Raw genomic sequence first — 25,192 nt, 5'->3', positions numbered from 1 at the left:
GGTGTCACTTTCCAAGAATATGTTTTGCTTTTTGTAAAACATAAATTATTCCTTGATTACCATCTTTAAAATTAGTTGTTGCTGTTCCAAAACTTTGATCAATCATTAAAGCAGTACCGTGTGAATTAATTGAATAGTACTTAAAGCAATTGATCATTTTAATAATAGTATTATCATATCTGCTATCATCAAAAGCCATTCTATAGTCCAATAGTGCATTAACTATTCCACCTAAGCCACGATAAAGTGAAGCATTTTTAGGCATTATAGCCTTACTAAGGTTTTTTGCCATCTCAAAAATGTATTCATCATACTTATTAATTCCAAAATATTTTTTAAAATATATCAATAATTCTAAAATACCTGCTGTTCCGTCACTTAAGTATGGTGATAAATATTTTGATATAAGCTTTACCTTAAATCCTAACAACTTTGAATTTTTGTTTCGCACACAATATTTAGATAATATTAAATCTGTACATTCAACTATTCTATTAAAGAAATCAGAATCATGCAGTTTATAATCTTTAATGATAACAAGACAACAAAAAATTAATGAAATAATATTTTCTAAACTAAGCTGTTTAATATCTTTGTTCTGTTTTTCAATTTCCTTAATAAGTATATTTACTTTATCAAAAAGCTTTGTTCTCATTTTAAAATCTTTAAATACGTTTTGTATTAACGACTCATCTTTTAAATAATACAATCTTAGCTTGGAAAGTTTATCAGAATAAATAAAATCATCTGTATATGTAAGTACAAAAGAATCGGAAGACTCAGATATAAGTAAGTTATCAATTTTAGCGCATTCATCTGTTTTAATTAATCTATTTAAAAAATTATCAGGAAAACTATCAGTGCTAATTACTGAATCTGAATCTAAATTACTAGTTTTCAAGTAATTTATCATTTTTTGCAGATCAATATCAGGATTCTTAATTAGCTGTTCTGCTGCTTCAACGAAAACTTTAGGTATTTTATTTAAATTGGCAAATTTTTCAAAAAATTTTATTGATGTTTGACCAGAATTATCAATTTTTAAAAACATATTAGCACGGCAAAAAAACGAAATAAGTAAATATCCCAGTTGTTCAATATCTTGCTTTAATGGAGTCAAATACTGAATTTTATTATCATAAAATCCTTCTGTTCTATAGAAATTATTTTCTCTTTTATGTAGATCTACTTCTCCAAGAAATATAGTTTGATCTAAATCAATAAAGTAAACTTCATTTTTATCTGTGTTAACCAAAATATTTTGACTAGAGATATCACCTAAAAATACATTAGACTTATGTAGTTTATCAACTTTAGAAAGTAAATCTATAATAATCTTAGAGAATTTACTAGCAGTATCTTTGTTTGAAATAAAGTCATTACTAGTTAAGGCTCTATAATCATCTACAGTTATTCCCTTAATATACTCTTCAACTAAAAAATAATTTCTCTCTTCATAAAAAGAATCTACATAGTTAGGAACGAAACTTAAATGATGCATTCTTTTTATATTTCTTTCTTCATTCTTTAATATTTCTATTTTTGACTGTGTTGTGTCATAGTATCCGTTAATTGCACTCTTAAGAACATACTTTTCTCTTTTATTAGTTTCTACTAGGAAAACGGAGCCTGCAGCCTTAGAATGTAATGCTTTAATTGGTATATAGCTATTAAAAATAAGATTATTACTTTTATTTTTATTGCTTGCTTCTTTTTTTGGAAAAGGCTCCTTAACAAAGTAAGGTAATTTGTATTCTAAAGTTTTGTAATCATCGTATAATTTTTGACCATTTTTATCATATATTCCTTTATTATCATTTTTAGATAACATCCCATAACGATAAAAGATATTATTTGAATCCCTATACTTTTTATCAGTTAAGATGCAAATTCCTTCTTTGTCTTTAAAATTAGGCAAAGCATACAAATCTTTAACCAAATTCAAAAAATCAGAATAATTACTTGGATAAATTGTTATGAACTTTCCAGTGGACCAAAGATTATTAGTAGTACCAGAAAGGTTTAAATATAATTCTTTCATATTTGATATATATTTAAAATCAACTTTATGATTTTTACAGAACTCAAAAACTGAATTTAAAATCTCTTGATAGTTTTTCATAGTTGCTGAAATATGAATTTTAAATCCTTGCCGATATGATTTTTTATTTGAAAAGTCAAACTGAAGGAAATAATGATTGGCATTTCTGGAAATATGATAGTATGAAATGTCTTTAACTTTGTCTGGAAGAACTGATGTACTATAAATCTTTTTATAACTATTTAACAAATAATTACACATATTAATATCACCCTTTAAAAATTATATCATTTTTTATTAACAATTAAAAATAAATGTTGTATACTTGCTTTAAGTAATAATTATTGCGGTTTATAGAAAGGTAGGACTTGAAAATGACTGAATTAATTAGATTGCAGAAACTAGCAGTTGATATGGCTGATTCAACTAATGAAGCTCCTGAAGATAGTGATAGCTGCCACTACAGTAATTGCACAACTATAGAATGTGTTGAATAAAAACATATATTAAATTAAGACTAATAGCTAAAACAAGAAATGATCAATTTTGTTTCAGCTATTTTTTATTCATCTAGTTTACGCTAAGTTTACAATCTAAGCGTAACAATTTCTAAAACATGATGAAAATTTACTATATAGTTTAATATATATTTCATGTATTTTACACTAACTGCAAGTTAACACTCAGTCACACAAAAAAGCAGGCAATTAAGCCTGCTACATCAAGGGTTATATCCATTCCTGAAAAATTTATGACGACAAATTTTCAACTTATTTTACTTTGTGTGACCTATAGTGTGACTGACCACAACATTTCACATTAATTTACAATTATTTAAAATGCTTCATAACAAACAAAAGCCCGTCATATCAAGATTGATACAACGGGCTTTAATGCTATATTAGCCTTTGTTATGCTGATTGCCAGAATCGAACTGGCGACCTTTTCTTTACGAGGGAAACGCTCTACCAACTGAGCTAAATCAGCAACTTTCACAACGTTTAAATTATACCAAAACAAAAAAAGTCGTGCAATCGAATGCGCGACTTTTATTTTATTTCCAATCTAGGCAAAGCTCTTGTTTGTGCAACAATTCTGGCAACTCGTCACGATCAATTCTCTTATCGTTTAATTTATCACCTGTTATTTGTTTAGTAAAAGAATCAATACGTCTATTAGCATCCCGCAAGTCATAGTAAGTGGTAACGACTTGGTCATATTCTTTCAAGTCTGCCACTTTAAAATCACGCGGATATTCATTTTCAAAAGTAGTAAATGCTAGTGGCAAGCGCGGCTTTAATTGCGGTTCTTGATCAGGAATACCCACTTGCATCCCTAGAGCCGGAAATGTCAGCTTAGGCAAGTCTAATACCTCTAACATTTTTAACGGGTGATCATTAATGGTGCCGAGTGGCACATAACCGAGATTCATACTTTCAACAGCATTAGCCACATTTTGCCAAGCAAGTAATGTATCATCCATCCCCTGAAAGAAAATATCCGTGGTATGAACACGTCCGTCATCTTTACCTAATTGGCGGCGAATTTGTTGGTTGCGATATAAATCAACTACAAAGATAAACAAATCTCCTTCAGCACCAACATATTTTTGTCCGCACAATTCTCTGATTTTTGCCCTTTTACCTTCATCAGTAATATGAAGCATTGTAGCATTTTGCATAAACATGCTTGTCGCTGTATGTTGAAAAACGGTGTACAAAGTATTTAATTGTTCTGCATTTAGTGTTTGATCTTTAAATTTTCTGATAGAGCGATGATTGATTTGTTGGTTAATTGTGGAATTATGAATCATTTTGATACTTCTTTCTAACTATCTTACTAAAAGTAACTGTATTGCAAAATGATTTTACTGTCAATAATTGTCTTTTAAACTAACAGACTGTGCTAAAATTTAGACAGAAGATCATTACCATATAATAATTGGAGGAATTTATGCGTATTTTAGTCGTCGGCGGTGCCGGTTATATTGGCTCAATAGCTGTTAAGAAACTAATTGAGCAAAAAAATGATGTTGTTGTCCTTGATGCTTTGTATACAGGTCACAGAAAAGCAGTCAATCCAAAAACTAAATTTTATCAAGGCGATATTGAGAACAAGTTTTTAGTTAGCCAAATATTGCGTAAAGAGAAAATTGAAGCAGTAATGCATTTTGCCGCTTATTCTCTAGTGCCTGAATCTGTACAAAACCCACTGAAATACTATGACAATAATGTTTCAGGTATGATTGCGCTCCTAGAAGCAATGAAAGATGCTGGTGTCAATTACCTCGTCTTTTCTTCAAGTGCGGCAACTTACGGCATCCCTAAAAAATTACCAATTACTGAAGATTCACCGCTTAATCCGATCAGCCCCTATGGTGAAACTAAAGTAATGATGGAAAAAATCATGCATTGGGCAGATAAAGCGGATGGCATCAAATCAATTGCACTACGTTACTTCAATGTTGCCGGTGCTGCAAGTGACGGTTCAATCGGAGAAGATCATGCCCCCGAAACGCATTTAATTCCTAATATTTTAAAAAGTGCTCTGACCGGTGACGGTAAATTTACTATTTTTGGGAATGATTACAACACCAAAGATGGTACCAATGTCAGAGATTACGTTCAAGTAGAAGATCTCATTGACGCGCATGTACTGGCACTAAAATACTTAGTTAAAACTAATAAATCTGATGTGTTCAACCTCGGGACTGCTCACGGCTACTCCAACTTGGAAATCTTACAAGCAGCTCGTAAAGTTACCAACGTTGAAATTCCATATACGATGGGCCCACGCCGTGCAGGTGACCCAGACAGTCTAGTTGCCGATTCAGCTAAAGCCAGAACTATTTTAGGCTGGCAGCCACAACATGAGAACGCTGAGGAGATGATGACAAGTGCATGGAAATGGCACCAAAGTCATCCCCAAGGATACGCAGACAAATAATAAAATTGCTGGTAAAAACTTGCCAGCAATTTTTTTGACTAATTTTTAGGGTTAAATGTGATGTATAGCTCCATATCACAAAACTGACCGTGATATTTAACTTCATCTCTGAGGGTAGCTACGTGAGCAAAATGCAGCCTTTCTGCAATAGCTCTGCTAGGCTGATTATTAGTATCTGCCAGTAATTTAATGCTATGTAGGCCCAACTGGTTAAACGAAACTTCCACTAGCTTTTTAACAGCTTGAGTCATAATTCCCTGGCCCTGATATTTTTGCCCCAGCCAATAACCAATTTCGCCGCTTTCATTTTTGAGTTTGATATTATGCAAATCTACCATTCCTGCCGGTTCACCATCAACTAGAACAACTAGAGCCAACTTTTCATAACGCGCCGTATCGACACGCATCGCCTTGATAAAATCAATCTCATCATTGACGCTCGTCATATTATCTGCCCAGGGTAGGAAGTGTGCCAGCTCTTTACGATCATGGGCGATATTTTCATATAACGCTTCTGCATGACTAATTTCGGGTAAAACTAAACTAATCATCATGTTGTTAATAGTAAATTGACTAATGGTAAACATTGCATCTTTCTCCTTAATTAAATTTTAATAAAGTATATCATACTACAATTTAAGCTTAAATGAAGCCCTTTTTAGCATAACAAAAATTATAATCTGCTAATTTTTTTAATTAGTTAAAAACATACACTTTTGTATAATGCTATAATTTAATAATGTAACGTTTTTTTAAGAAATTGGAGTGATTTAATGAGCGAAGAAGAGGAAAATAACGGTTCAAGCTATGAACGAACCTTGACTAACGCGCATATTCAATTAATTGCCCTAGGCGGGACAATTGGTACTGGTTTATTTCTAGGTGTAGGTAACAGCATTAGACGAGCCGGTCCCAGCGTCATTCTGATTTATGTCGTGGTCGGTATTTTCTTATTTCTACTAATGAGAGCTTTGGGAGAGCTGATAGTTTCAGATTTTTCTAAACACACCTATATTGATTTTATTGAAAAGTATTTAGGCAAAAACACTGGTTTTATTTCAGGTTATCTTTACTGGATTAGTTGGGTTACGTTAGGCATGGCGGAAATGACAGCTCTAGGGATTTACTTTCAATATTGGTTCCCGCATTTACCCACCTGGGTGCCTGGTTTAATTACCATCGCTGTTTTGCTATTTATCAATTTGCTTTCTGCCCGTCTTTTTGGCAACTTGGAATTTAGTTTTGCCATAATCAAAATTGTGACGGTTATTGCTTTTGTGCTTTTAGTAGCCTATTTATTAATAACTGGTGGCAAAACCTCTTTTGGTCCCGTTACTCTAGCTAACTTGTCTGCGCATGGTGGCTTTTTTGCTAAAGGAGGTTCTGGTTTCTTCTCCGGCTTCCAAATGGTTATCTTTAGCTTTGTTGGCGTTGAACTAGTCGGATTAACTGCCGCAGAGGCACAAAACCCCAAGGTAACGATTAGAAAGGCTATTAATCAAGTCCCACTACGAATAATTTTATTCTATGTACTGGCTATCATTGCAATTTTAGTAGTTATTCCGTGGGATAAGGTGGCTACTAATTCTAGTCCATTTGTACAGACCTTAGCGGCAACGGGCATCCGCAATGCCGGTTCAATTATTAATTTTGTGGTCATTTCTGCTGCAGTTTCTTCAACTAATAGCATTCTGTATAGTGCAGGCCGATTGTTATTTTCAGTTACTTTTAACGGTAAGGGTAAATTTAACCAGACATTTGGTCATTTAAGAAGACAATTACCACAAAACGCACTGACCTTATCAGCTTGCCTAATGGCGTTAGCACCTTTTGTCATCATCGTCATCGGCAATGAGGCATTTAATTTTATTTCTTCTACTTCTACCAGTATGTTTTTAATTATTTGGTGCCTGATGCTTTTAACGCATATTGCATATAGGAAAAAAACACCTGCGCAAGAATTAACTGATTTCAAGATGCCCGGTTTTCCTTTTTTGGACTACATAACACTAATCTTTTTTATTTTAATGATCATACTGTTGTTAATCTTACCTGAAAACAGGATTTCTATGATTTCAGCACTGTTAATCTTTATAGTCTTGTCAACCCTGTCAAAAATTTGGCACGAAGAAAAGAAGGCATAATTATATTTGCATTTGCTGGTTTTTTATATTAAAATTTAAAAAATTAAGAAGTATCGCCACCGGGCGACAGCACTTACCAAACTCTTTAGGTCTTAGTAGAGTTCGGTAGGTGCTTTTATTTTTGGAGGTAACTCATGCAGAAATTAATTGTTGATAATACTTTTTGGTCTATTTTTCCCCAAGCAAAAATTTACACACTAGTAGTTAATGACCTGAACAATCACATCCTTGATAATTCGGATAAATATCAAATTATGCTCAATCAGGCTGAAACAGAAGCCAAACAGTATTTAACAGCAAAAGAGTTTAAGGACAACATTGTTATTGCCGAATGGCGTGAGGTTCTGAGCAAATTTAAAAAGAAAAAAGGTGCACGGTCTTCGATTGAGGCCCTTTTAAAGCGAGTTTCTCAAGGTAAAGTTTTTAATCCTATCAACCCTTTAGTTGACATTTATAACAGCGTTTCTTTAGAATATGCCGTTCCGTGCGGTGGTGAAGATCTTGATCAAATTGCCGGGCAAATGCACCTCGGTGTAGCAAGTGGAAATGAGGATTTTTATCCACTTGGTGCTGAAAAAAGCGATCCGCCAAGAGCAGGTGAAGTTATTTATTATGACGAAAATGGCGCAGTATGTCGCTCTCTTAACTGGCGTGATGGCAAGAGAACCATGTTGACTGAAGATACCACCAATGCAATATTAATCATGGAGGCGGTAACAGCTGATCAAAAAGACAGAGCTGAGCAAGCAATTCAAGCCTTAAAAAAGAAAATCGCTACAGAATTGGGTGTTGAGGGAACAATAACTCTCAAAACCAAAAACTAAACAAAAATTCCTAGACAAAGTAATTGTCTAGGAACTTTTTTATTTATGTATTATTCTTCTTTTGATTTTTTGCCACAATCCCAATGCTTGCCGCATGCGATTAGCAGGCACGTAATTACGAATAGCACGCAAAGTTTTTTTATTATTTCGTGTTGTAAAAATAAATTTTCCGTTTGCACGGGTGCGAATTTCAAAACGAGGGATATAATGACCATGGAAATAAACATCCGCCACCACATAGGTAACTTCTTGCCACGGAATCTGGACATAATCAGAGATATTACGGTCATTATAAAATTCAAACGCCTTATCTCCGACCATTACTTTACCGTATGTTGACAACGAGCGAAACCAAGTCGCATTTGCCGTTAAATCAACTTTAGTGTTACTTGATTCAACCATTTTGAATTAAAGCACATGCAGAACGTGCAAAACAACACCAACAATAAAGATGGCAATAATAATTACAATTGGTGAAACTTTCTTCTTTAACAGCCACATACAAAGGAAAGTCAAGAGTAATCCAGCTAAACCAGGAATTAAACTATCCAAGTTGTTTTGCAAAGTAGTTACTTTAAACTTAGTAAGAGATAGGCCATTTGCCTGATCAATTAAAGCTTGTTGAATACCTTTGGCACCTGCAGGAAGTGAACTCCAATCAATATAACCACCTTTTTGAACCGGCGTTTGTGAGACAATTGGGGTGAACTTAATATTAACCCAGCGCTCAATCAGGGAACCTAAAACAAACATCCCCATCATGGAAGCCCCACGGGTAACCTTTTGCAATAGACCACCAGACATGTCGTTAGTAATCGCAGAACCGGCTTTGTAACCAAATTCCTGTGTATACCACATGAAAACCAATCTAATTACATTCCAAATAACGAAGAATAAAATTGGTCCCAAAATGTTGCCTTGAATAGCCATTGAAGCACCTAAGGCACCAACTATTGGCCGTACGGTATACCAGAATACAGGGTCACCAACACCGGCTAAAGGCCCCATCATTCCGACCTTGACACCTTGAATAGCTTCATCTTCCACCTTAGCGCCGTTAGCCTTATCTTCTTCTAGGGCTAGCGTAACACCTAGAATTGGTGATACTAAGTAAGGGTGAACGTTAAAGAAGACCAGGTGTCTCTGCAAAGCAGCTGCCATATCTTCCTTTTTAGGATAAAGTTTTCTCAAAGCAGGAATAAGTGAATATGCATACCCACCGTTCTGCATTCTTTCATAGTTCCAAGAAGCCTGCAAAAATTGTGAATGCCACATAACTTTGAAGCGGTCGGCTTTAGTTAATTTTATTTTTTTATCAGCCATTGTAAAATCCTCCTCTTAAATATCACTTTAATAGTCATCTATGATATCGCCGAGTGGATCGCCGGTACCTTCATTATCAGAACTTGAGCTGCCGTTATTACCACGATTTGACTCTAAAGCCAAGTACATAAGAGCCATTGCTAGACCAATGGCACCTAAAGCAATCAAAGTTAAGTCTTTAATAGCCGCCAAGGCAAACCCGATAGCAAAGAATGGCCAAACTTCACGGCTAGCCATCATGTTAATAACCATAGCGTAACCAACGGCTACAACCATGGCACCACCGATTGACATACCATCACTAAGCCATGCCGGCATTAACCCTAGCCAGTATTTAACAGTAGAAGCTGGAATAGCTAGTAGCAAGGCAGCCGGAATAGCGATTCTCAATCCTTGCAGACAAACATCAATCCATTGCCACATATTAATTTTACGCCAATTACCCTTTTTGGCATCCGCGTCCATAATGTGCACAATACCAGTAGAAATAGTCCGCACAATCATGGTCAAAAAGAGTCCGGCAACAGCTAAAGGCATCGCAATACCTGTAGCCATACCAATCCCCTTTGTTCCTTGACCACTTTGAACCAGAATGATAGCTGAAGCAACGGAAGCCAAAGCAGCATCAGGCGCAACAGCAGCACCAATATTAGCCCAGCCTAAGGCAATCATTTGTAAATATCCACCTAAAGTAACGCCCAAAACCAGATTACCGGTTACTAGGCCGATTAACGTACAAGCGACCAGTGGTTGGTGAAATTCCCATTGATCCAAGATGCCTTCCATACCTGCAAGAAAGGCAACTATGACAACTAAAATCATTTGAATAGCGTTCATGTTTTACTCCTATTCTCTTATTTATTTTGTTCGTCAAGCAAACTTTGAGCTTTATTTAAAATAGCTTCCATATTGCCTTCTTTATCAGTTGGAACTTTGCGCACATCATACTTGACTCCCATTTTTTCAAGTTCGTGGAAAGTATCAACATCTTCTTGATTCATAGACAATACATTGTTAGCATTGACATCGCCAACTTTATAAGACATTGATCCAACATTGACAGTCTTAATGTCAACCCCAGCTTTTATTACCTTTAAAACATCTTCAGGATTTTCAAATAATAATAACGCATGTGTGTTGCCAAAACGGGGATCTTTTGCAATCTCAACCATCTTTTTTAACGGAACAGTATGTGCCTTAACACCGGCAGGAGCTGCTTCACGAATCATGCTCTTACGCATTTCGTCTTTTGCCACACTGTCAGAAACAACAATTACTCTGTCCGGGTGCATGGATGGTATCCATCCTGTAGCAACCTGACCATGTAATAAACGAGAATCAATTCGTGCCAAAACAAATTTAATATGACCATCACCAACAACAGTACCCGCGGGAATGGTCTTCTTTTTACCAGCAGTTTGTGCCTTAGTTTGATCTTTTGTTGAAGACTTGGGCATTAATTCTGCCGGCTTTATTTTAATACCATCACGTGCTGGCTCTACCACAGCAGTTGCAATTTCGTGAGCCGTAGCATCTGGCTTAGTCATCCGCTGTGTTAAAGCTTCTACCACCAAAGGCAGGTTCATACCTGCTACTACTGCCCATTTAGGATGCTTTTCGAGTAAACCGCTTGCTTGATTAAACGGCGTACCACCCCATAAATCGACTATCAGCAAAACTTCACCCTGATTTTCAAACGAAGCAATTGCTGTTTCCATTTTGCCCCTAATATCATCTGGGCCTTCATCAGGCTTTAAAATGACATGAGCAAAATTGTCTTGTTCGCCAAACAGCATTTGCGCAGACTGCGCAATTCCATCGGCAAAACCACCATGGCTGGCTAAAACAATTCCTACCATGAGATTTCCTCCTTTAGATAAAATGTATCCGCTACTATTGTACCGTGAAAGTGCTTTTAAGTCACGTAACCCCATTATTTTCTCATATAAATAAAATGCTATTCCTTTAATATTAAGGAAAAACAGGTACAAAAAAGAGGACCTAACTGGTCCTCTTTCTGCTGCTCGCTCCGGCTGTCAGACTCGAACTGACGACATCTTGATTAACAGTCAAGCGCTCTACCAACTGAGCTAAGCCGGAATACTAAAAAGCACGGCAGCGTCCTACCCTCGCAGGCAGTCTCCCACCAACTACTCTCGGCGTGAAGAAGCTTAACTGCTGTGTTCGGCATGGTTACAGGTGTTTCCTTCTTGCTCTTGCCACCGTACTTTTTTCCTTTGAGTTTTTACACTCAAAACTAAATATAATCCTTTTGAAAAACCTTGACTGCTGCTAAGCTCTGGTCAAGTCCTCGACTGATTAGTACTGGTCCGCTCCAAGCCTCACGGCTCTTCYACTCCCAGCCTATCTACCTCTTAGTCTTTGAGGTGTCTTACTACTTTCGTATGGGAAATCTCATCTTGAGGGGGGCTTCGCACTTAGATGCTTTCAGCGCTTATCCCGRCCATACTTAGCTACCCAGCGATGCCTTTGGCAAGACAACTGGTACACCAGCGGTATGTCCATCCCGGTCCTCTCGTACTAAGGACAGCTCCTCGCAAATTTCCTACGCCCACGACGGATAGGGACCGAACTGTCTCACGACGTTCTGAACCCAGCTCGCGTGCCGCTTTAATGGGCGAACAGCCCAACCCTTGGGACCGACTTCAGCCCCAGGATGCGACGAGCCGACATCGAGGTGCCAAACCTCCCCGTCGATGTGAACTCTTGGGGGAGATAAGCCTGTTATCCCCAGGGTAGCTTTTATCCGTTGAGTGATGGCCCTTCCATRCGGTACCACCAGATCACTAAGCCCGACTTTCGTCCCTGCTCGAGTTGTCGCTCTCGCAGTCAAGCTCCCTTATMCCTTTGCACTCTGTGAATGATTTCCAACCATTCTGAGGGAACCTTTGGGCGCCTCCGTTACRCTTTAGGAGGCGACCGCCCCAGTCAAACTGCCCGTCTGACACTGTCCCATGCCTCGCTTAGAGGCCCTGGTTAGAGCAGCCATCAAACAAGGGTAGTATCCCAACATTGCCTCTGATAACACTGGCGTGCTATCTTCTCCGGCTCCTACCTATCCTGTACATGTTTAACAGCTGCCCAATATCAAATTGCAGTGAAGCTCCATGGGGTCTTTCCGTCCTGTCGCGGGTAACCCGCATCTTCACGGGTATTATAATTTCACCGAGTCTCTCGTTGAGACAGTGCCCAAATCATTACACCTTTCGTGCAGGTCGGAACTTACCCGACAAGGAATTTCGCTACCTTAGGACCGTTATAGTTACGGCCGCCGTTTACTGGGGCTTCAGTTCGCTGCTTCGCTTGCGCTAACAGCTCTCCTTAACCTTCCAGCACCGGGCAGGTGTCAGCCCCTATACGTCGTCTTACGACTTTGCAGAGACCTGTGTTTTTGATAAACAGTTGTTTGGGCCTATTCACTGCGGCTGGCTCTTACACCAGCACCCCTTCTCCCGAAGTTACGGGGCGATTTTGCCGAGTTCCTTAACGAGAGTTCTCTCGCTCACCTGAGTGTTCTCCACTCGACTACCTGTGTCGGTTTGCGGTACGGGTACGCAGCTTCTCACTAGAAGCTTTTCTTGGCAGTGTGACTCTTGGACCTTCGCTACTTTAATTTCGCTCCTCATCACGCCTTGTGCTTTTKGGATACAAGCATTTGACTCATATCCACACTTGRCGCTTAAACATGGCTTCCAGCGCCATGCGTCCTTCGCCTCCTGCGTCCCTCCTTCGCTATTAACGAAGCTGCGCAGTACAGGAATCTCTACCTGTTCTCCATCGACTACGCCTTTCGGCCTTGCCTTAGGTCCCGACTTACCCTGGGCGGACGAGCCTGCCCCAGGAAACCTTAGTCTTTCGGCGGATAGGATTCTCACCTATCTTGCGCTACTCATACCGGCATTCTCACTTCTAAACGCTCCACTTATCTTCTCAGTTAAGCTTCGCCGCATTTAGAACGCTCTCCTACCACGTGCATTACTGCACATCCACAGTTTCGGTACTATGCTTAGCCCCGGTAAATTTTCGGCGCAGCGTCACTCGACTAGTGAGCTATTACGCACTCTTTTAATGGTGGCTGCTTCTAAGCCAACATCCTAGTTGTCTACGCAACTCCACATCCTTTTCCACTTAGCATAGATTTGGGGACCTTAACTGGTGATCTGGGCTGTTTCCCTTTCGACTACGGATCTTATCACTCGCAGTCTGACTCCAGTGCTTTGATATCTGGAATTCGCAGTTTATCTGAATTCAGTAACCCCTGACGGGCCCTTCGTCCAAACAGAGCTCTACCTCCATTATCATCCTCGCACCAGGCTAGCCCTAAAGCTATTTCGGAGAGAACCAGCTATCTCCAAGTTCGTTTGGAATTTCACCGCTACCCACAACTCATCCCCGCAATTTTTAACTTACGTGGGTTCGGTCCTCCAGTGCGCTTTACCGCACCTTCAACCTGGTCATGGGTAGGTCACTTGGTTTCGGGTCTACATCAACTAACTCTCGCGCCCTCTTCAGACTCGCTTTCGCTCCGGCTCCGTCTTTTCTGACTTAACCTCGCTAATTAACGTAACTCGCCGGTTCATTCTACAAAAGGCACGCCATCACCCCTTAATGGGCTTTGACTATTTGTAGGCACACGGTTTCAGGTTCTCTTTCACTCCCCTCCCGGGGTTCTTTTCACCTTTCCCTCACGGTACTGGTTCACTATCGGTCACAATGTAGTATTTAGCCTTGCGAGATGGTCCTCGCTGCTTCAATCGGGATTCCTCGTGTCCCGACCTACTCAGGATCCTGCTCAGCGCGCTCCGGATTTCGCTTACGGGGCTCTCACCCTCTCTGGCTTACCTTCCCAGATAATTCTGCTATCCTTTGCGCTGCCTTCCTGCAGTCCTACAACCCCAGATGATAAATCATCTGGTTTGGGCTCTTTCCGCTTCGCTCGCCGCTACTAGGGAAATCGATCTTTCTTTCTCTTCCTGCAGCTACTTAGATGTTTCAGTTCACTGCGTCTTGCCCCAACCGGCTATCTATTCACCGCTTGGTAATGCATCTGCATGCATTGGGTTCCCCCATTCGGATATCTCCGGATCTCTGCGTACTTACCGCTCCCCGAAGCCTTTCGTGGTTCGTCACGTCCTTCTTCGCCTCATTGTGCCCAGGCATTCACCGTGCGCCCTTCTTTACTTGACCTTACTCAAGATACTCTCTCGGTCGCTCTTTAGCAATCTGTTCTCTTTTGATTGTTTCTCGGTTTTTCTTGGATTATATTCAGTTTTCAATGTACTAACTCRTTGGATCTGTTTTTACCAGACCCAATGGAGGCTAACGGGTTCGAACCGATGACCTCCTGCTTGCAAAGCAGGTGCTCTCCCAACTGAGCTAAGCCCCCAATGTTTCTTCTCTGTTAGACACGCTTGTTTCTACTTGCCTATGGGCCTAAATGGACTTGAACCATCGACCTCACGCTTATCAGGCGTGCGCTCTAACCAGCTGAGCTATAGGCCCGTTTCTAGCGTATCTGCTCTTTTCTTTGAGGTATTACCCTCAAAACTAAACAATGTCTTCGCTACTYATGTGCTTTCCTTGCTCTTGCCTTGGCTTCTCTTAGTATTCCTACTCTCCGCCTCGGCCTTYGCTTTTCCTTAGAAAGGAGGTGATCCAGCCGCAGGTTCTCCTACGGCTACCTTGTTACGACTTCACCCTAATCATCTGTCCTGCCTTAGACGGCTGACTCCTTTGCAGGTTATCCTACCGGCTTTGGGCATTACAGACTCTCATGGTGTGACGGGCGGTGTGTACAAGGCCCGGGAACGTATTCACCGCGGCGTGCTGATCCGCGATTACTAGCGATTCCAGCTTCATGCACTCGAGTTGCAGAGTGCAATCCGAACTGAGATTAGCTTTCAGAGATTCGCTTGCCTTTGCAGGTTCGCTGCTCGTTGTACTAACCATTGTAGCACGTGTGTAGCCCAGGTCATAAGGGGCATGATGACTTGACGTCGTCCCCACCTTCCTCCGGTTTGTCACCGGCAGTCTCATTAGAGTGCCCAACTTAATGCTGGCAACTAATAATAAGGGTTGCGCTCGTTGCGGGACTTAACCCAACATCTCACGACACGAGCTGACGACAGCCATGCACCACCTGTCTTAGTGTTCCCGAAGGAAACATCCTATCTCTAGGACTGGCACTAGATGTCAAGACCTGGTAAGGTTCTTCGCGTTGCTTCGAATTAAACCACATGCTCCACCGCTTGTGCGGGCCCCCGTCAATTCCTTTGAGTTTTAACCTTGCGGTCGTACTCCCCAGGCGGAGTGCTTAATGCGTTAGCTGCAGCACTGAGAGGCGGAARCCTCCCAACACTTAGCACTCATCGTTTACGGCATGGACTACCAGGGTATCTAATCCTGTTCGCTACCCATGCTTTCGAACCTCAGCGTCAGTTACAGACCAGAGAGCCGCCTTCGCCACTGGTGTTCTTCCATATATCTACGCATTCCACCGCTACACATGGAGTTCCACTCTCCTCTTCTGCACTCAAGAAAAATAGTTTCAGTTGCAGTTCCCCAGTTAAGCTGGGGGCTTTCACAGCTGACTTATTCTCCCGCCTGCGTTCGCTTTACGCCCAATAAATCCGGACAACGCTTGCCACCTACGTATTACCGCGGCTGCTGGCACGTAGTTAGCCGTGACTTTCTGGTTGATTACCGTCAAACAAGAATCAGTTACTACCCTTGTCCTTCTTCACCAACAACAGAGCTTTACGATCCGAAAACCTTCTTCACTCACGCGGCGTTGCTCCATCAGACTTGCGTCCATTGTGGAAGATTCCCTACTGCTGCCTCCCGTAGGAGTTTGGGCCGTGTCTCAGTCCCAATGTGGCCGGTCAGTCTCTCAACTCGGCTATGCATCATCGCCTTGGTAAGCCGTTACCTTACCAACTAGCTAATGCACCGCGGGCCCATCCTTTAGTGACAGCTCGAAAGCCGCCTTTCTCAGCTYGAGCATGCGCTCGTGCTGCTTATTTGGTATTAGCACCTGTTTCCAAGTGGTATCCCAAGCTAAAGGGCAGGTTGCCCACGTGTTACTCACCCATCCGCCGCTCGCGCTTCTGACTTCCTACCGAAGTATTCYRTCAAAATTGCTCGCTCGACTTGCATGTATTAGGCACGCCGCCAGCGTTCGTCCTGAGCCAGGATCAAACTCTCATTTTTTAAATGTTTGTTTGAATGTTTGCTCATTCGTTCCAAGATTCGCATCTCGGATTTATTTGCTTGCGAAATTGACTTCGCTCTTTTGTTTTGGGTTCTTTAAACCCGCACATTTTTGCGAAAACATTGTTCAGTTTTCAAGGTACTACCTGCTGTCTTCTTTAAAACAGCTTTTTCATTTTGCCAGATTCAATTGCTTTTGTCAAGCACTTTTTTCTGACTTGCTTTCGCCGTCTTACCTGACAGCGTTTATTATCTTACTAAACCTGTTGCTTTTTGTCAACTGGTTTTGCTCGATTTATGTTGAACTTGTTATTTGTTGTAACTCGCTCAAGCACAAGTAATACCTTACTCTTTTTGTGTTAGTTCGTCAAATTAAAGTTTTTGTTCGTTATTTAAGTTATTTTGCTTTCAAATTAGTTTTTACTAATACCTGATACACGCTATTTTTACTTTTTTTGACTAGACCAATTTGTTAAATATTCGTAATTTAGGCTCTTTGGAGCTAAATTCAGATTGATTTTTTACAAAAAAATTTCGTAAGCTGATCAGCTTACGAAATTAATAAGTCTATTAACTAGATTAAACTTTCTTCTTTAGTAATCTTTTTCATTCCATTCATATAAGGAACTAAAACTTCGGGTACTGTGACAGTGCCATCTTCATTTTGGTAATTTTCTAAAATTGCAGCAACTGTTCTGCCGACAGCTAAGCCTGAGCCATTAAGCGTATGTGCCAAATGAAGTTTACCATCTTCATCGCGGTAACGAATTTGTGCACGCCGAGCTTGAAAGTCAGTACAGTTAGAACAGCTGGAGATTTCACGATACTTATCTTGTGCCGGCATCCACACTTCCAAATCATAGGTTTTGGCACTAGTAAAACTAGCATCCCCAGTTGATAATGCTACAACATGATATGGTAAATCTAGTTTTTGTAACAAGTGTTCAGCATTGTTTGTGAGCTTGTCCAATTCATTCCATGACTCTTCCGGCTTACAAATCTTAACCATTTCCACTTTTCTAAACTCGTGCATTCTAATTAAGCCCCGGGTATCACGTCCAGCAGAACCAGCTTCACTTCTGAAGGCTGGAGAAAGCGCAGTAACGTTAATTGGTAATTTGTCTGCGTGAATAATTTCATCACGGAAATAGTTAACCAGCGGCACTTCAGCAGTTGGTATCAAAGTCAGATCGAGTGGCTTATCAGGATCATCATTATCCACAATTGTATAAACATCTTCGCGGAATTTAGGAAATTGACCTGTACCCTGCATTGACTCGTCGTTGACTAAATATGGCGGAATAACTTCGGTATAACCTTCTTTAGTATTTTCATCTAAGAAAAAGTTAAACACTGCCCGTTCAAGCAAGGCACCAGCACCTTTATAATAGACAAAACGCGCACCTGAAACCTTAGCGCCTCTGTCCCAGTCTAAAATATCTAAATCGGTACCAAGTTCCCAGTGAGCTTTGGGCTTAAAGTCGAGTTTTGTTGGTTCGTGCCACTTACGAACTTCTTCATTATAACTTTCATCAGGTCCGATTGGATCAGAATCATCAGGGAAATTAGGCAGTCTTAATAAGATATAGTTTTGCTTTTCAGTTAATTCAGCAACCTTTTCATCCAGTTCTTTGATTTCCTGTCCAACTTCACGCATTTTTTGCACAGCGGCGGAAGCATCTTCCTTATTTCTCTTAATTTCAGCAATTTCTTTAGAAACTTTGTTTCTTTCTGCTTTCAGTTGCTCACTGCGATTTAATTCTTCACGTCTATCAGCGTCAATTTTTACTAATTCATCCAGTTCTTCTGGCTTAACGCCGCGTCTACCCAGCTTATCTTTAGCCCAATCAAGATTCTCACGAATCAATTTTATATCCAGCATTTTTAACCTCCACACAAAAAAGCCAATTCATCCCTAAAATTGGGACGAATTGGCTTTCACATGGCTTCGCGGTACCACCCATTTTCAGCTAATAAGTTAGCTGCGCTTCATTAAGTCGGCGATAACGATGCCGCGTGCCGTGTAACTATTAATTACCCACATTAATGGAATCTGGAAACGACTTCTATTCGCTTGCACCAGAGCGCGAACTCTCTAAAACAGTCTTAGGATTCCGTGTTTGGATATTATTTTAAGCTATTATGCTTTTTTTAGCAAATAGTATTTATTAGTATTTGCAATTATTTATCCGCAAATTAAGTATTTAAAAAAATACGGACATACTTTAAATAATGAAATAAAGATTGCGGTATTTTCTAATTACTTTTTTCTTTCTAACCACTCTGCCTTTTGCAGTAAGAAATAGTCTTCTTGATACTGAGAAAATTCACTGACTTTACTCATATCAACAGCATAGATAAATTTAAAACCCAGGCGCACCAGTAATTTTTTTGAGCGTAGATTATTTTCAAAAACCCCAGCCCAAATTTCAGTTTGATTGAGTTTTTGGAATGCATAATCCAGCACTATTTTTAGTGCCTCAGTCATATAACCGTGTCCCGAGAAGTCCTTGTCTAACAAAAAGCCAATTTCTTTAGTTGCCTGCAATTCTTTGGTGCTGACACCGCGCTCATATAGCTCAACTAAACCAATCATTTTTTGAGATTGGCACAAGCAGAGAGCATAGCTATATTTTCTTGCCGCATATTGCCCAGCCGCTTTTTCGGCATCTGCCAGATTTTGATAATGACCAAAGCCCGCTAAGCGCTGATAATATTCATCCTGCCCCCATTTAAGTAAAGTTGATGCATCCGACAAGTTAAAAGAGCGCAAATAAATGCGATTAGCCATTAATGACCCACCAATTTGAGCAACCAATCCATGCCAAACTGGAGTGCAAAACTATAAGCTGCAATAGTCCAAGGCTTACCTAAGATAATAATCCAAAAATAAGTCCAGAACTTCATGTCTGTTAAGCCTGCTAGTAGACATAAAACGTCATCTGGTGCCATTGGCGCTACAATGCAGATCGCAAAAAACCAGTTAAATTTGCTTTGGTTTTTTGTCCACTTCATATATTTATCAAGCGTTTTTTCGGAAACAATATGAAGGATAAAGGGTCTGCCATAAAAGCGTGCCAAAAAGAAGTTGATGATTGAGCCAATACAGATTCCCACATAGTTATAAACAAAACCGGCTACCGGTCCAAAGAAGATTACTCCGCCTAAAAGTGAGACTCCACCTGGAATAATAGGTATAACCACCTGTATAATCTGAATCACAACAAAAATTATTGGCCCAATTATTCTCTTATCAGCCAAATATGCTTTCATTTTAGCTTGACTAGTAAATATTCCTAATTTGTACCAATAAATACACAATAGAATAATGATAATCCCGCTGACAACGGTCAAGATGTTAATTAATCTTCGACTAGCTTTAGCAGACAGATGCATAACTTACCTCCAATGTTAAGCCTCATTTTACCAAAAAATAAGCAAAGTGATTACTTTTTAATTCATTAAATACTAATAATTAAAATAACTTAAATATTTACATTTATGAAATAAAAGGAAGCTTGTTTTAAAACGGTCAACTGTCCTAATTACAGTATAATAGTTAATAATACTTAATTAATTTTTGGAGGAAATTCGGATGACCAAATTTATTACTGATGTCACTTTTGATAAACAAAAAGATTTACAAGTAGATATTTATGAACCAGATAATGATAATTCCAATAATAAAATTCTCTTATTTTGGCATGGCGGTGGTTGGTTTCGCGGCGACAAAAGCAGCTTTAAAGAACTGTGTAGTAAAATAGCCGCTCATGGTTTTACCGTCTTTGCTCCCAACTACTCCCTTGCACCGCAACACCCGTTTCCAGCTGCACACGAAGACAGCATTAATTTTGTAAGGTGGTTGCTAAAAAGTAAATATGTTGCTAATAAAAAGGTTGACATCACTCAAATAGGAGCCAGCAGTGGTGGAACAATGGCTCTTAATATTGCTGGCAAATATGGTTTCCCCACTGTTACTTGGTCAGCACCAGTTAACTACTCAAACTGGATGAAAGACCACCAGAAAGTGACAGCTTCAGTTGATGGTCGCAAGGAACTAGGCTTAACTAATTTACATGATATTAATGATGCTTTTTATAAATATTTTACTTTAGCATACGCCGGTTCAGAAGACGCATTAGTCTTAAAGAAAATAGATGCTACATCTTATGACTATAGTAACTTACAGCAGCTATTGATGATCAATTCTGCAGATGAATTATCGCCTATTAAGTATTTGCTTGACTTTATTGCTGTTCTCGCTCAAAAAAATCATGCGGTTGACTTGAAAATAATAGCTGGTAACAAGCACGCAATGTCTTATTCCACTCAATATCTGGAGCAATCACTAAACTATCTTTTAAATGCAATAAAATAATTTTTATTTTTACTTACTATTGATTAGTAAAATATTCTGTATGTGCTATAATAATTAATGAAAACGTTTTATATTCTTGATAAGCTTATCCTACAAATTTTTAAGGAGATAATATTATGGCTAAATATCAATCAATTAATCCATACACTAACGAAAACTTTGCCAATTATGACAATCCTACTTCTGATCAAATAGAGGATGCCCTTAATTTAACCGATGCATTGTATCACAAGTGGCGTCATGAAAAGCCTGAAACACGGTCTAAGACCCTGCATCAAGTGGCAGATGGTTTGCGTGAGCATAAAAAAGAAATGGCTGAAATCATGACCCGCGAAATGGGTAAAATGATTGGTGAAGCAGAAGGTGAAGTTGATCTTTGCGTTTCTATTTGTGACTATTTTGCCGATAAAGGGCCTGAATTGTTAAAGCCAGAGCCAATTGACTCCAAACTGGGCGACGCATATTACTTAAAGCAAGCAACTGGTGTAGTAATGGCTTGTGAGCCATGGAATTTCCCACTTTATCAAGTAATCAGAGTATTTGCACCAAACTTTATTGTGGGTAATCCTATTATTCTCAAACATGCGCACAATGTTCCTGGTTCAGCAGCATTAATTGCTAAAATTATTAAACAAGCAGGAGCTCCGGAAGGAAGTTTAATCAACCTTTACCCAAGTTATGACCAACTTGATCAAATTATTGCTGATCCTAGAATTCAAGGAGTAGCTTTAACTGGTTCAGAGCGTGGTGGTTCTTCTGTTGCTGAAAATGCCGGTAAAAACCTGAAAAAGTCGACAATGGAACTTGGCGGCAACGATGCTTTCATTATTCTTGATGATGCTGATCCGCAAGTCTTAAAACAAGCACTTAGTTCTGCCAGAACCTATAATGACGGACAAGTATGTACATCTTCTAAGCGTATTATTGTTGTTAAATCACGTTATGAAGAAACTCTCCAAGAATTAAAGAGCGTCTTTTCTAGCTTAAAAGCTGGCGATCCGCTTGATCCAAATACAACTTTGCCACCAATGAATTCACAAGGTGCCAAGGATAAATTAACCAAGCAAGTTGACCAAGCTATTGGTGCCGGAGCCAAAGTATTCTATCAATATCCTGAAATTGATTCTGATGGTGCCTTCTTCCGTCCAACTATCCTGACTGATATTGATCGTGATAATCCTGCATTTGACCAAGAATTCTTCGGCCCAGTAGCTATTGTCTACGAAGTAGAAGATGAAGATGCTGCTATTGCTTTAGCTAATGATTCCAGCTACGGCTTAGGTTCTTCAGTTATCAGCTCCAATCTTGAACGTGCACAAAACGTCGCCGCTCAAATTGAAACTGGTATGACAGTAATTAACGGTACTTGGATTAGTTCAGGTGAATTACCATTCGGTGGCATTAAGAAATCCGGCTATGGTCGTGAACTCAGCGATCTTGGCTTGATGGCTTTTGTTAACGAGCACTTAGTAATTTCCATGCCAACCAAGTAATATTTATAAGAAGATAAATTAAAAAAGCTGATAGACGCTAGTTTATCAGCTTTTTATTTAATTAAATTTATTTTAACGGTGGCGCATGAGGTTATAACCGGTTAGTCCAGTCGTCATCACGCTGGCTAAAATCAAGAAATACGTTGATGCTCCTATTGAAACAGCATACAAAAGCAATTGGCTAGTAATGCTATGCAAAATGCCCCGATTAGACAATGAACTGTTTGACATTCTAAAAATAAGGTAAATTAGAAAAATACTTTCAATTAAAGACAGTGAAAAAGCGATTATTCTGCTCTTTTTAGTATCTTTCATTGTATGGTAAATAATAAACAGCGGAATCAAAACGATGACTAGCCAGATTACACAAAGCACTACTCCGGACAGTAAAGTGGCATTTGAAGAAAAGAGTCTGCCGGCTAATCTGAAAGTTACCCGCGTAATTGACATTTTTTGACTGTAAGTCACGTCTAAAACAGACGCACCTGATCCAGTAAATAAAACTATTAAGTTTATTATTGCGAGCAAAACTACTAACAGCTGTACATAAGAAAAGTGCTTTTTTACTGGGGCATTTTCCTTATTTTTAATACTTTTCTGGGCTAGCCTGCTCTTTGATCTCACCTTTTCTTTCGATTCAGCTACGTCATTAAACATATTGGATCCGAGCTGATTTATTTTTTGTGTTAAGCGTTCATCTACGGTGTAGCGGTCAATCTTTTCTTGACGGCTGCACACAAAATAGAGCCAAACTAATAAAGCAAAAAAGCAAATCCAACCAAAACTGCGAGAAAAACTCATCAGGATTAACAATGCAATTCCTAGCAGAAATACGATCATACTGTTAACATGAATCCACTTTAGCATTCGTGCAATAACAGAGTTTTGCTTTGCTGGATAAAATTCTTGCCGGTATAATTTGCGACTAGCAATTTTTTTGCCGGTCTTTTCATCTTCAAAAACAGCCTTTTGGTGTTGATCTGTGAAAAAAGTCTCACGATATTTTTGTAAGTCAAAATGACAATTTGGGCATTTAACATCCTCATCAGTGATGGGACGACCACAGTTTGGACAAGTAGTCATAAGAAGCTTCCTTTAATCAATAATTGTTAATAGGTTAATCATAAAACAAAAATAGCGATAAGGAAAATTCTTTATCACTATTTTAATACAGTCTTTTACTGTAATTCTTGAATTTTTGCTTTAACTTGCTTTATTTCAGAAATTGAAGCTTTCGAATCAAGCATTAATTGATCGAGCTTAAACTTGAGTAGTTCTAACTCATTATTATTCCTTTTCTGCTGCTTCACTTTTTGCGCCTGCGAAGTGAGCAGCAGACCATTCTTAATTTGCCATCTTTCAACTTTAAGCTGTTTGATAAATGCCTGATCGTGTGATACAAGTATCATAGCAAACGGATAATCTCTCACAAATTCCGCCAGTGCATTAATAGAGGCAATATCTAAAAAGTTTGTGGGTTCATCAAGCAGCAATAAATTATATTGACCGGTAATTATTTTTGCTAAATTGAAACACACAAGCTGGCCACCACTAAGATCACTTATTTTATGGTCTCCATATTGGCGCAAATGCAAATCGCCCAAGACCTGCATAGTCGAACTATCATCGAATATGCTGGTGGCAAAAAGAGAATCAAATAACGTTTTATCCGTTTGGTTTGTAACTATGTTTTGGTTAAAATAACCTATTTTTAATTGCGGATTATAAAAACCATGCAGTTTCCTATCCTTAACTTGTTCCAGAAAAACAGTTTTGCCAACACCATTTTGCCCAGTTAAAACTATTTTTGAACCATAAGCAAGATTTACTTCCTGCGTAATGTTAAACAACTTCTGCCCATAAGCATTAAGCGGTTGTTTCTCCAGCCGTAATGCCTTGCTTTTCGAAGAAATAGACAGGTCAGTTATCCCATTGTTGCCATTTTTCAAGGTAATCGCATGATGAACTGGTGGCCTTTTTAGCTCTCCTTTTTCCTTATTGATGCGGTTAGCAAGACTTTTACTGGCTCTGATAACATTATTTGCTGTTTTTTGTTTTCCCATGGACTTTGACCGCCAGTCAGATGAAGAAAGTCCCTTTTTGTTACGAGAAAAAGTTCTGGCCTTATTAAAATGCTGATTATAACTTCTCTTTAACTGCTCAAGGTGCTTTTCCTTTTGCTCATAAATCGTTTCTGCTCGTTTTTGTTCATCTTGTCTAAAGCTGCGAAATTCTTCATAAGTCCCAGAGAAATTGTGCACTTCTTGATCTTGAATATACCAGATTGAACTACAGACGCTATCCAAAAAGTTCTGGTCATGGCTGACAATTAAACAGGCAATTTTGCTTTTATTTATTAACTTTATTAACCATTGTTGCTGCGTAATATCCAAATTAGATGTGGGTTCGTCCAAAAGCAGCAAACCGTTAGGCATATTTTTTAATTTGGCAATGGCCCTACTGAGAGCTAATTTCTCTCTTTGCCCGCCACTCTTATCACCAGCATCAAGCAATTGCGGAACATAAGCAAAATTACAATTGTTAATAACTGCACCTTTAATGGTAAACAAATCCGTAAATTTTTCTTGAGCAAGAATCTTCATTAAAGTGGTTTTACCTACACCATTATTACCAATCAAACCAATTTTTTGTCTAGAATTGATGCTCAAATTTGAGACAGTCAGCAGTTTAGAAGCTGCCACGTCAATTTGTAAATAATCTATTTTAATTAATTCCACTATAATACCTCAATGTATACGCGTAATTAGTAAAGTAAGCCGCAATTATAAGCTGCTGAAATTACTCTACCTGAT

At 39.1% G+C, this 25,192-nt stretch carries 18 protein-coding genes, 4 tRNA genes and 3 rRNA genes; 6 read left to right on the top strand and 19 right to left on the bottom strand.

The window, feature by feature from the left end:
• Positions 1-4: 4 nt before the first annotated feature.
• Complete coding sequence (locus LACWKB8_RS01945; protein WP_038521373.1) at positions 5-2,302, bottom strand: hypothetical protein; 2,298 nt, start codon at positions 2,300-2,302, stop codon at positions 5-7.
• Between the two features lie 113 nt (positions 2,303-2,415).
• Between LACWKB8_RS01945 and LACWKB8_RS09320 the strand changes: the two genes are divergently transcribed.
• Positions 2,416-2,538: a hypothetical protein gene (locus LACWKB8_RS09320; protein ID WP_255409515.1), complete on the top strand. Its 123-nt coding sequence runs from the start codon at positions 2,416-2,418 to the stop codon at positions 2,536-2,538.
• 417 nt (positions 2,539-2,955) lie between these two features.
• Here the strand turns inward: LACWKB8_RS09320 and LACWKB8_RS01940 are convergent.
• Both LACWKB8_RS01940 and LACWKB8_RS01935 read right to left on the bottom strand, forming a co-directional pair.
• Positions 2,956-3,028 (bottom strand) — tRNA-Thr (locus LACWKB8_RS01940).
• A 67-nt stretch (positions 3,029-3,095) separates the two neighbouring features.
• Entirely contained in the window at positions 3,096-3,854 is a 759-nt protein-coding gene (locus LACWKB8_RS01935; RefSeq protein WP_038521371.1) for an NADPH-dependent oxidoreductase, read from the bottom strand.
• 140 nt (positions 3,855-3,994) lie between these two features.
• Between LACWKB8_RS01935 and galE the strand changes: the two genes are divergently transcribed.
• Positions 3,995-4,987, top strand: a complete 993-nt coding sequence (gene galE / locus LACWKB8_RS01930; RefSeq protein ID WP_038521369.1) for a UDP-glucose 4-epimerase GalE — start codon at positions 3,995-3,997, stop codon at positions 4,985-4,987.
• Positions 4,988-5,025: 38 nt separating this feature from the next.
• Here galE and LACWKB8_RS01925 read toward each other — a convergent pair whose 3' ends face one another.
• Positions 5,026-5,574: a GNAT family N-acetyltransferase gene (locus LACWKB8_RS01925; RefSeq protein ID WP_038521367.1), complete on the bottom strand. Its 549-nt coding sequence runs from the start codon at positions 5,572-5,574 to the stop codon at positions 5,026-5,028.
• A gap of 186 nt (positions 5,575-5,760) precedes the next feature.
• Here LACWKB8_RS01925 and LACWKB8_RS01920 point away from each other — a divergent pair, with 186 nt between their 5' ends.
• Both LACWKB8_RS01920 and LACWKB8_RS01915 read left to right on the top strand, forming a co-directional pair.
• The gene (locus LACWKB8_RS01920; protein ID WP_038521364.1) at positions 5,761-7,131 is read left to right on the top strand and encodes an amino acid permease; all 1,371 of its coding nucleotides are present in this window, start codon (positions 5,761-5,763) and stop codon (positions 7,129-7,131) included.
• A gap of 134 nt (positions 7,132-7,265) precedes the next feature.
• Positions 7,266-7,955 carry a B3/4 domain-containing protein gene (locus tag LACWKB8_RS01915; RefSeq protein ID WP_038521361.1) on the top strand — a complete coding sequence of 230 codons (690 nt, stop codon included), beginning with the start codon at positions 7,266-7,268 and terminating at the stop codon, positions 7,953-7,955.
• A 39-nt stretch (positions 7,956-7,994) separates the two neighbouring features.
• Here LACWKB8_RS01915 and LACWKB8_RS01910 read toward each other — a convergent pair whose 3' ends face one another.
• From LACWKB8_RS01910 to LACWKB8_RS01850, 13 genes are all read right to left on the bottom strand, one after another.
• On the bottom strand, positions 7,995-8,357 hold the full coding sequence (locus tag LACWKB8_RS01910; protein ID WP_038521358.1) for a DUF956 family protein: 363 nt from the start codon (positions 8,355-8,357) through the stop codon (positions 7,995-7,997).
• Between the two features lie 6 nt (positions 8,358-8,363).
• On the bottom strand, positions 8,364-9,278 hold the full coding sequence (locus LACWKB8_RS01905; protein WP_038521355.1) for a PTS system mannose/fructose/sorbose family transporter subunit IID: 915 nt from the start codon (positions 9,276-9,278) through the stop codon (positions 8,364-8,366).
• A gap of 27 nt (positions 9,279-9,305) precedes the next feature.
• Entirely contained in the window at positions 9,306-10,115 is an 810-nt protein-coding gene (locus LACWKB8_RS01900) for a PTS mannose/fructose/sorbose transporter subunit IIC (RefSeq protein WP_038521354.1), read from the bottom strand.
• A 17-nt stretch (positions 10,116-10,132) separates the two neighbouring features.
• Entirely contained in the window at positions 10,133-11,137 is a 1,005-nt protein-coding gene (locus LACWKB8_RS01895; RefSeq protein ID WP_038521351.1) for a mannose/fructose/sorbose PTS transporter subunit IIA, read from the bottom strand.
• 168 nt (positions 11,138-11,305) lie between these two features.
• Positions 11,306-11,378 (bottom strand) — tRNA-Asn (locus LACWKB8_RS01890).
• Positions 11,379-11,388: 10 nt separating this feature from the next.
• A 5S ribosomal RNA gene (rrf, locus tag LACWKB8_RS01885) occupies positions 11,389-11,505 on the bottom strand.
• A gap of 72 nt (positions 11,506-11,577) precedes the next feature.
• A 23S ribosomal RNA gene (locus LACWKB8_RS01880) occupies positions 11,578-14,486 on the bottom strand.
• A gap of 126 nt (positions 14,487-14,612) precedes the next feature.
• Positions 14,613-14,685 (bottom strand) — tRNA-Ala (locus LACWKB8_RS01875).
• Between the two features lie 42 nt (positions 14,686-14,727).
• Positions 14,728-14,801 (bottom strand) — tRNA-Ile (locus LACWKB8_RS01870).
• Between the two features lie 141 nt (positions 14,802-14,942).
• Positions 14,943-16,508 (bottom strand): 16S ribosomal RNA (locus LACWKB8_RS01865).
• Together the 16S, 23S and 5S rRNA genes with 3 tRNA genes alongside form the textbook arrangement of a ribosomal RNA operon.
• 574 nt (positions 16,509-17,082) lie before the next feature.
• Positions 17,083-18,390, bottom strand: coding sequence for a serine--tRNA ligase (gene serS, locus LACWKB8_RS01860; protein ID WP_038521349.1), 1,308 nt, complete (start codon positions 18,388-18,390; stop codon positions 17,083-17,085).
• Between the two features lie 378 nt (positions 18,391-18,768).
• Entirely contained in the window at positions 18,769-19,299 is a 531-nt protein-coding gene (locus LACWKB8_RS01855) for a GNAT family N-acetyltransferase (protein ID WP_038521346.1), read from the bottom strand.
• Entirely contained in the window at positions 19,299-19,904 is a 606-nt protein-coding gene (locus LACWKB8_RS01850; RefSeq protein WP_038521343.1) for a TVP38/TMEM64 family protein, read from the bottom strand. Before LACWKB8_RS01850 ends, LACWKB8_RS01855 begins: the two co-directional genes overlap by 1 nt.
• A gap of 199 nt (positions 19,905-20,103) precedes the next feature.
• On the opposite strand from LACWKB8_RS01850, the gene LACWKB8_RS01845 reads away from it, so the two are divergent.
• Together LACWKB8_RS01845 and LACWKB8_RS01840 are read left to right on the top strand one after the other, a co-directional pair.
• A complete protein-coding gene (locus LACWKB8_RS01845; RefSeq protein ID WP_038521340.1) occupies positions 20,104-20,886 on the top strand; it encodes an alpha/beta hydrolase in 783 nt (260 codons plus the stop codon).
• A 116-nt stretch (positions 20,887-21,002) separates the two neighbouring features.
• Positions 21,003-22,379, top strand: coding sequence for an NAD-dependent succinate-semialdehyde dehydrogenase (locus LACWKB8_RS01840; RefSeq protein WP_038521337.1), 1,377 nt, complete (start codon positions 21,003-21,005; stop codon positions 22,377-22,379).
• A gap of 72 nt (positions 22,380-22,451) precedes the next feature.
• Here LACWKB8_RS01840 and LACWKB8_RS01835 read toward each other — a convergent pair whose 3' ends face one another.
• Together LACWKB8_RS01835 and LACWKB8_RS01830 are read right to left on the bottom strand one after the other, a co-directional pair.
• Complete coding sequence (locus LACWKB8_RS01835; protein ID WP_038521334.1) at positions 22,452-23,462, bottom strand: zinc ribbon domain-containing protein; 1,011 nt, start codon at positions 23,460-23,462, stop codon at positions 22,452-22,454.
• Between the two features lie 95 nt (positions 23,463-23,557).
• Positions 23,558-25,117, bottom strand: a complete 1,560-nt coding sequence (locus LACWKB8_RS01830; protein WP_038521331.1) for an ATP-binding cassette domain-containing protein — start codon at positions 25,115-25,117, stop codon at positions 23,558-23,560.
• Between the last annotated feature and the right edge of the window lie 75 nt (positions 25,118-25,192).

Origin of the sequence: Lactobacillus sp. wkB8 (assembly GCF_000761135.1) — a bacterium.
Lineage (GTDB): Bacteria > Bacillota > Bacilli > Lactobacillales > Lactobacillaceae > Lactobacillus > Lactobacillus helsingborgensis.
The sequence above is the reverse complement of the archived record's forward strand: the minus strand, read 5'-3'. Positions and strand labels throughout refer to the sequence as shown.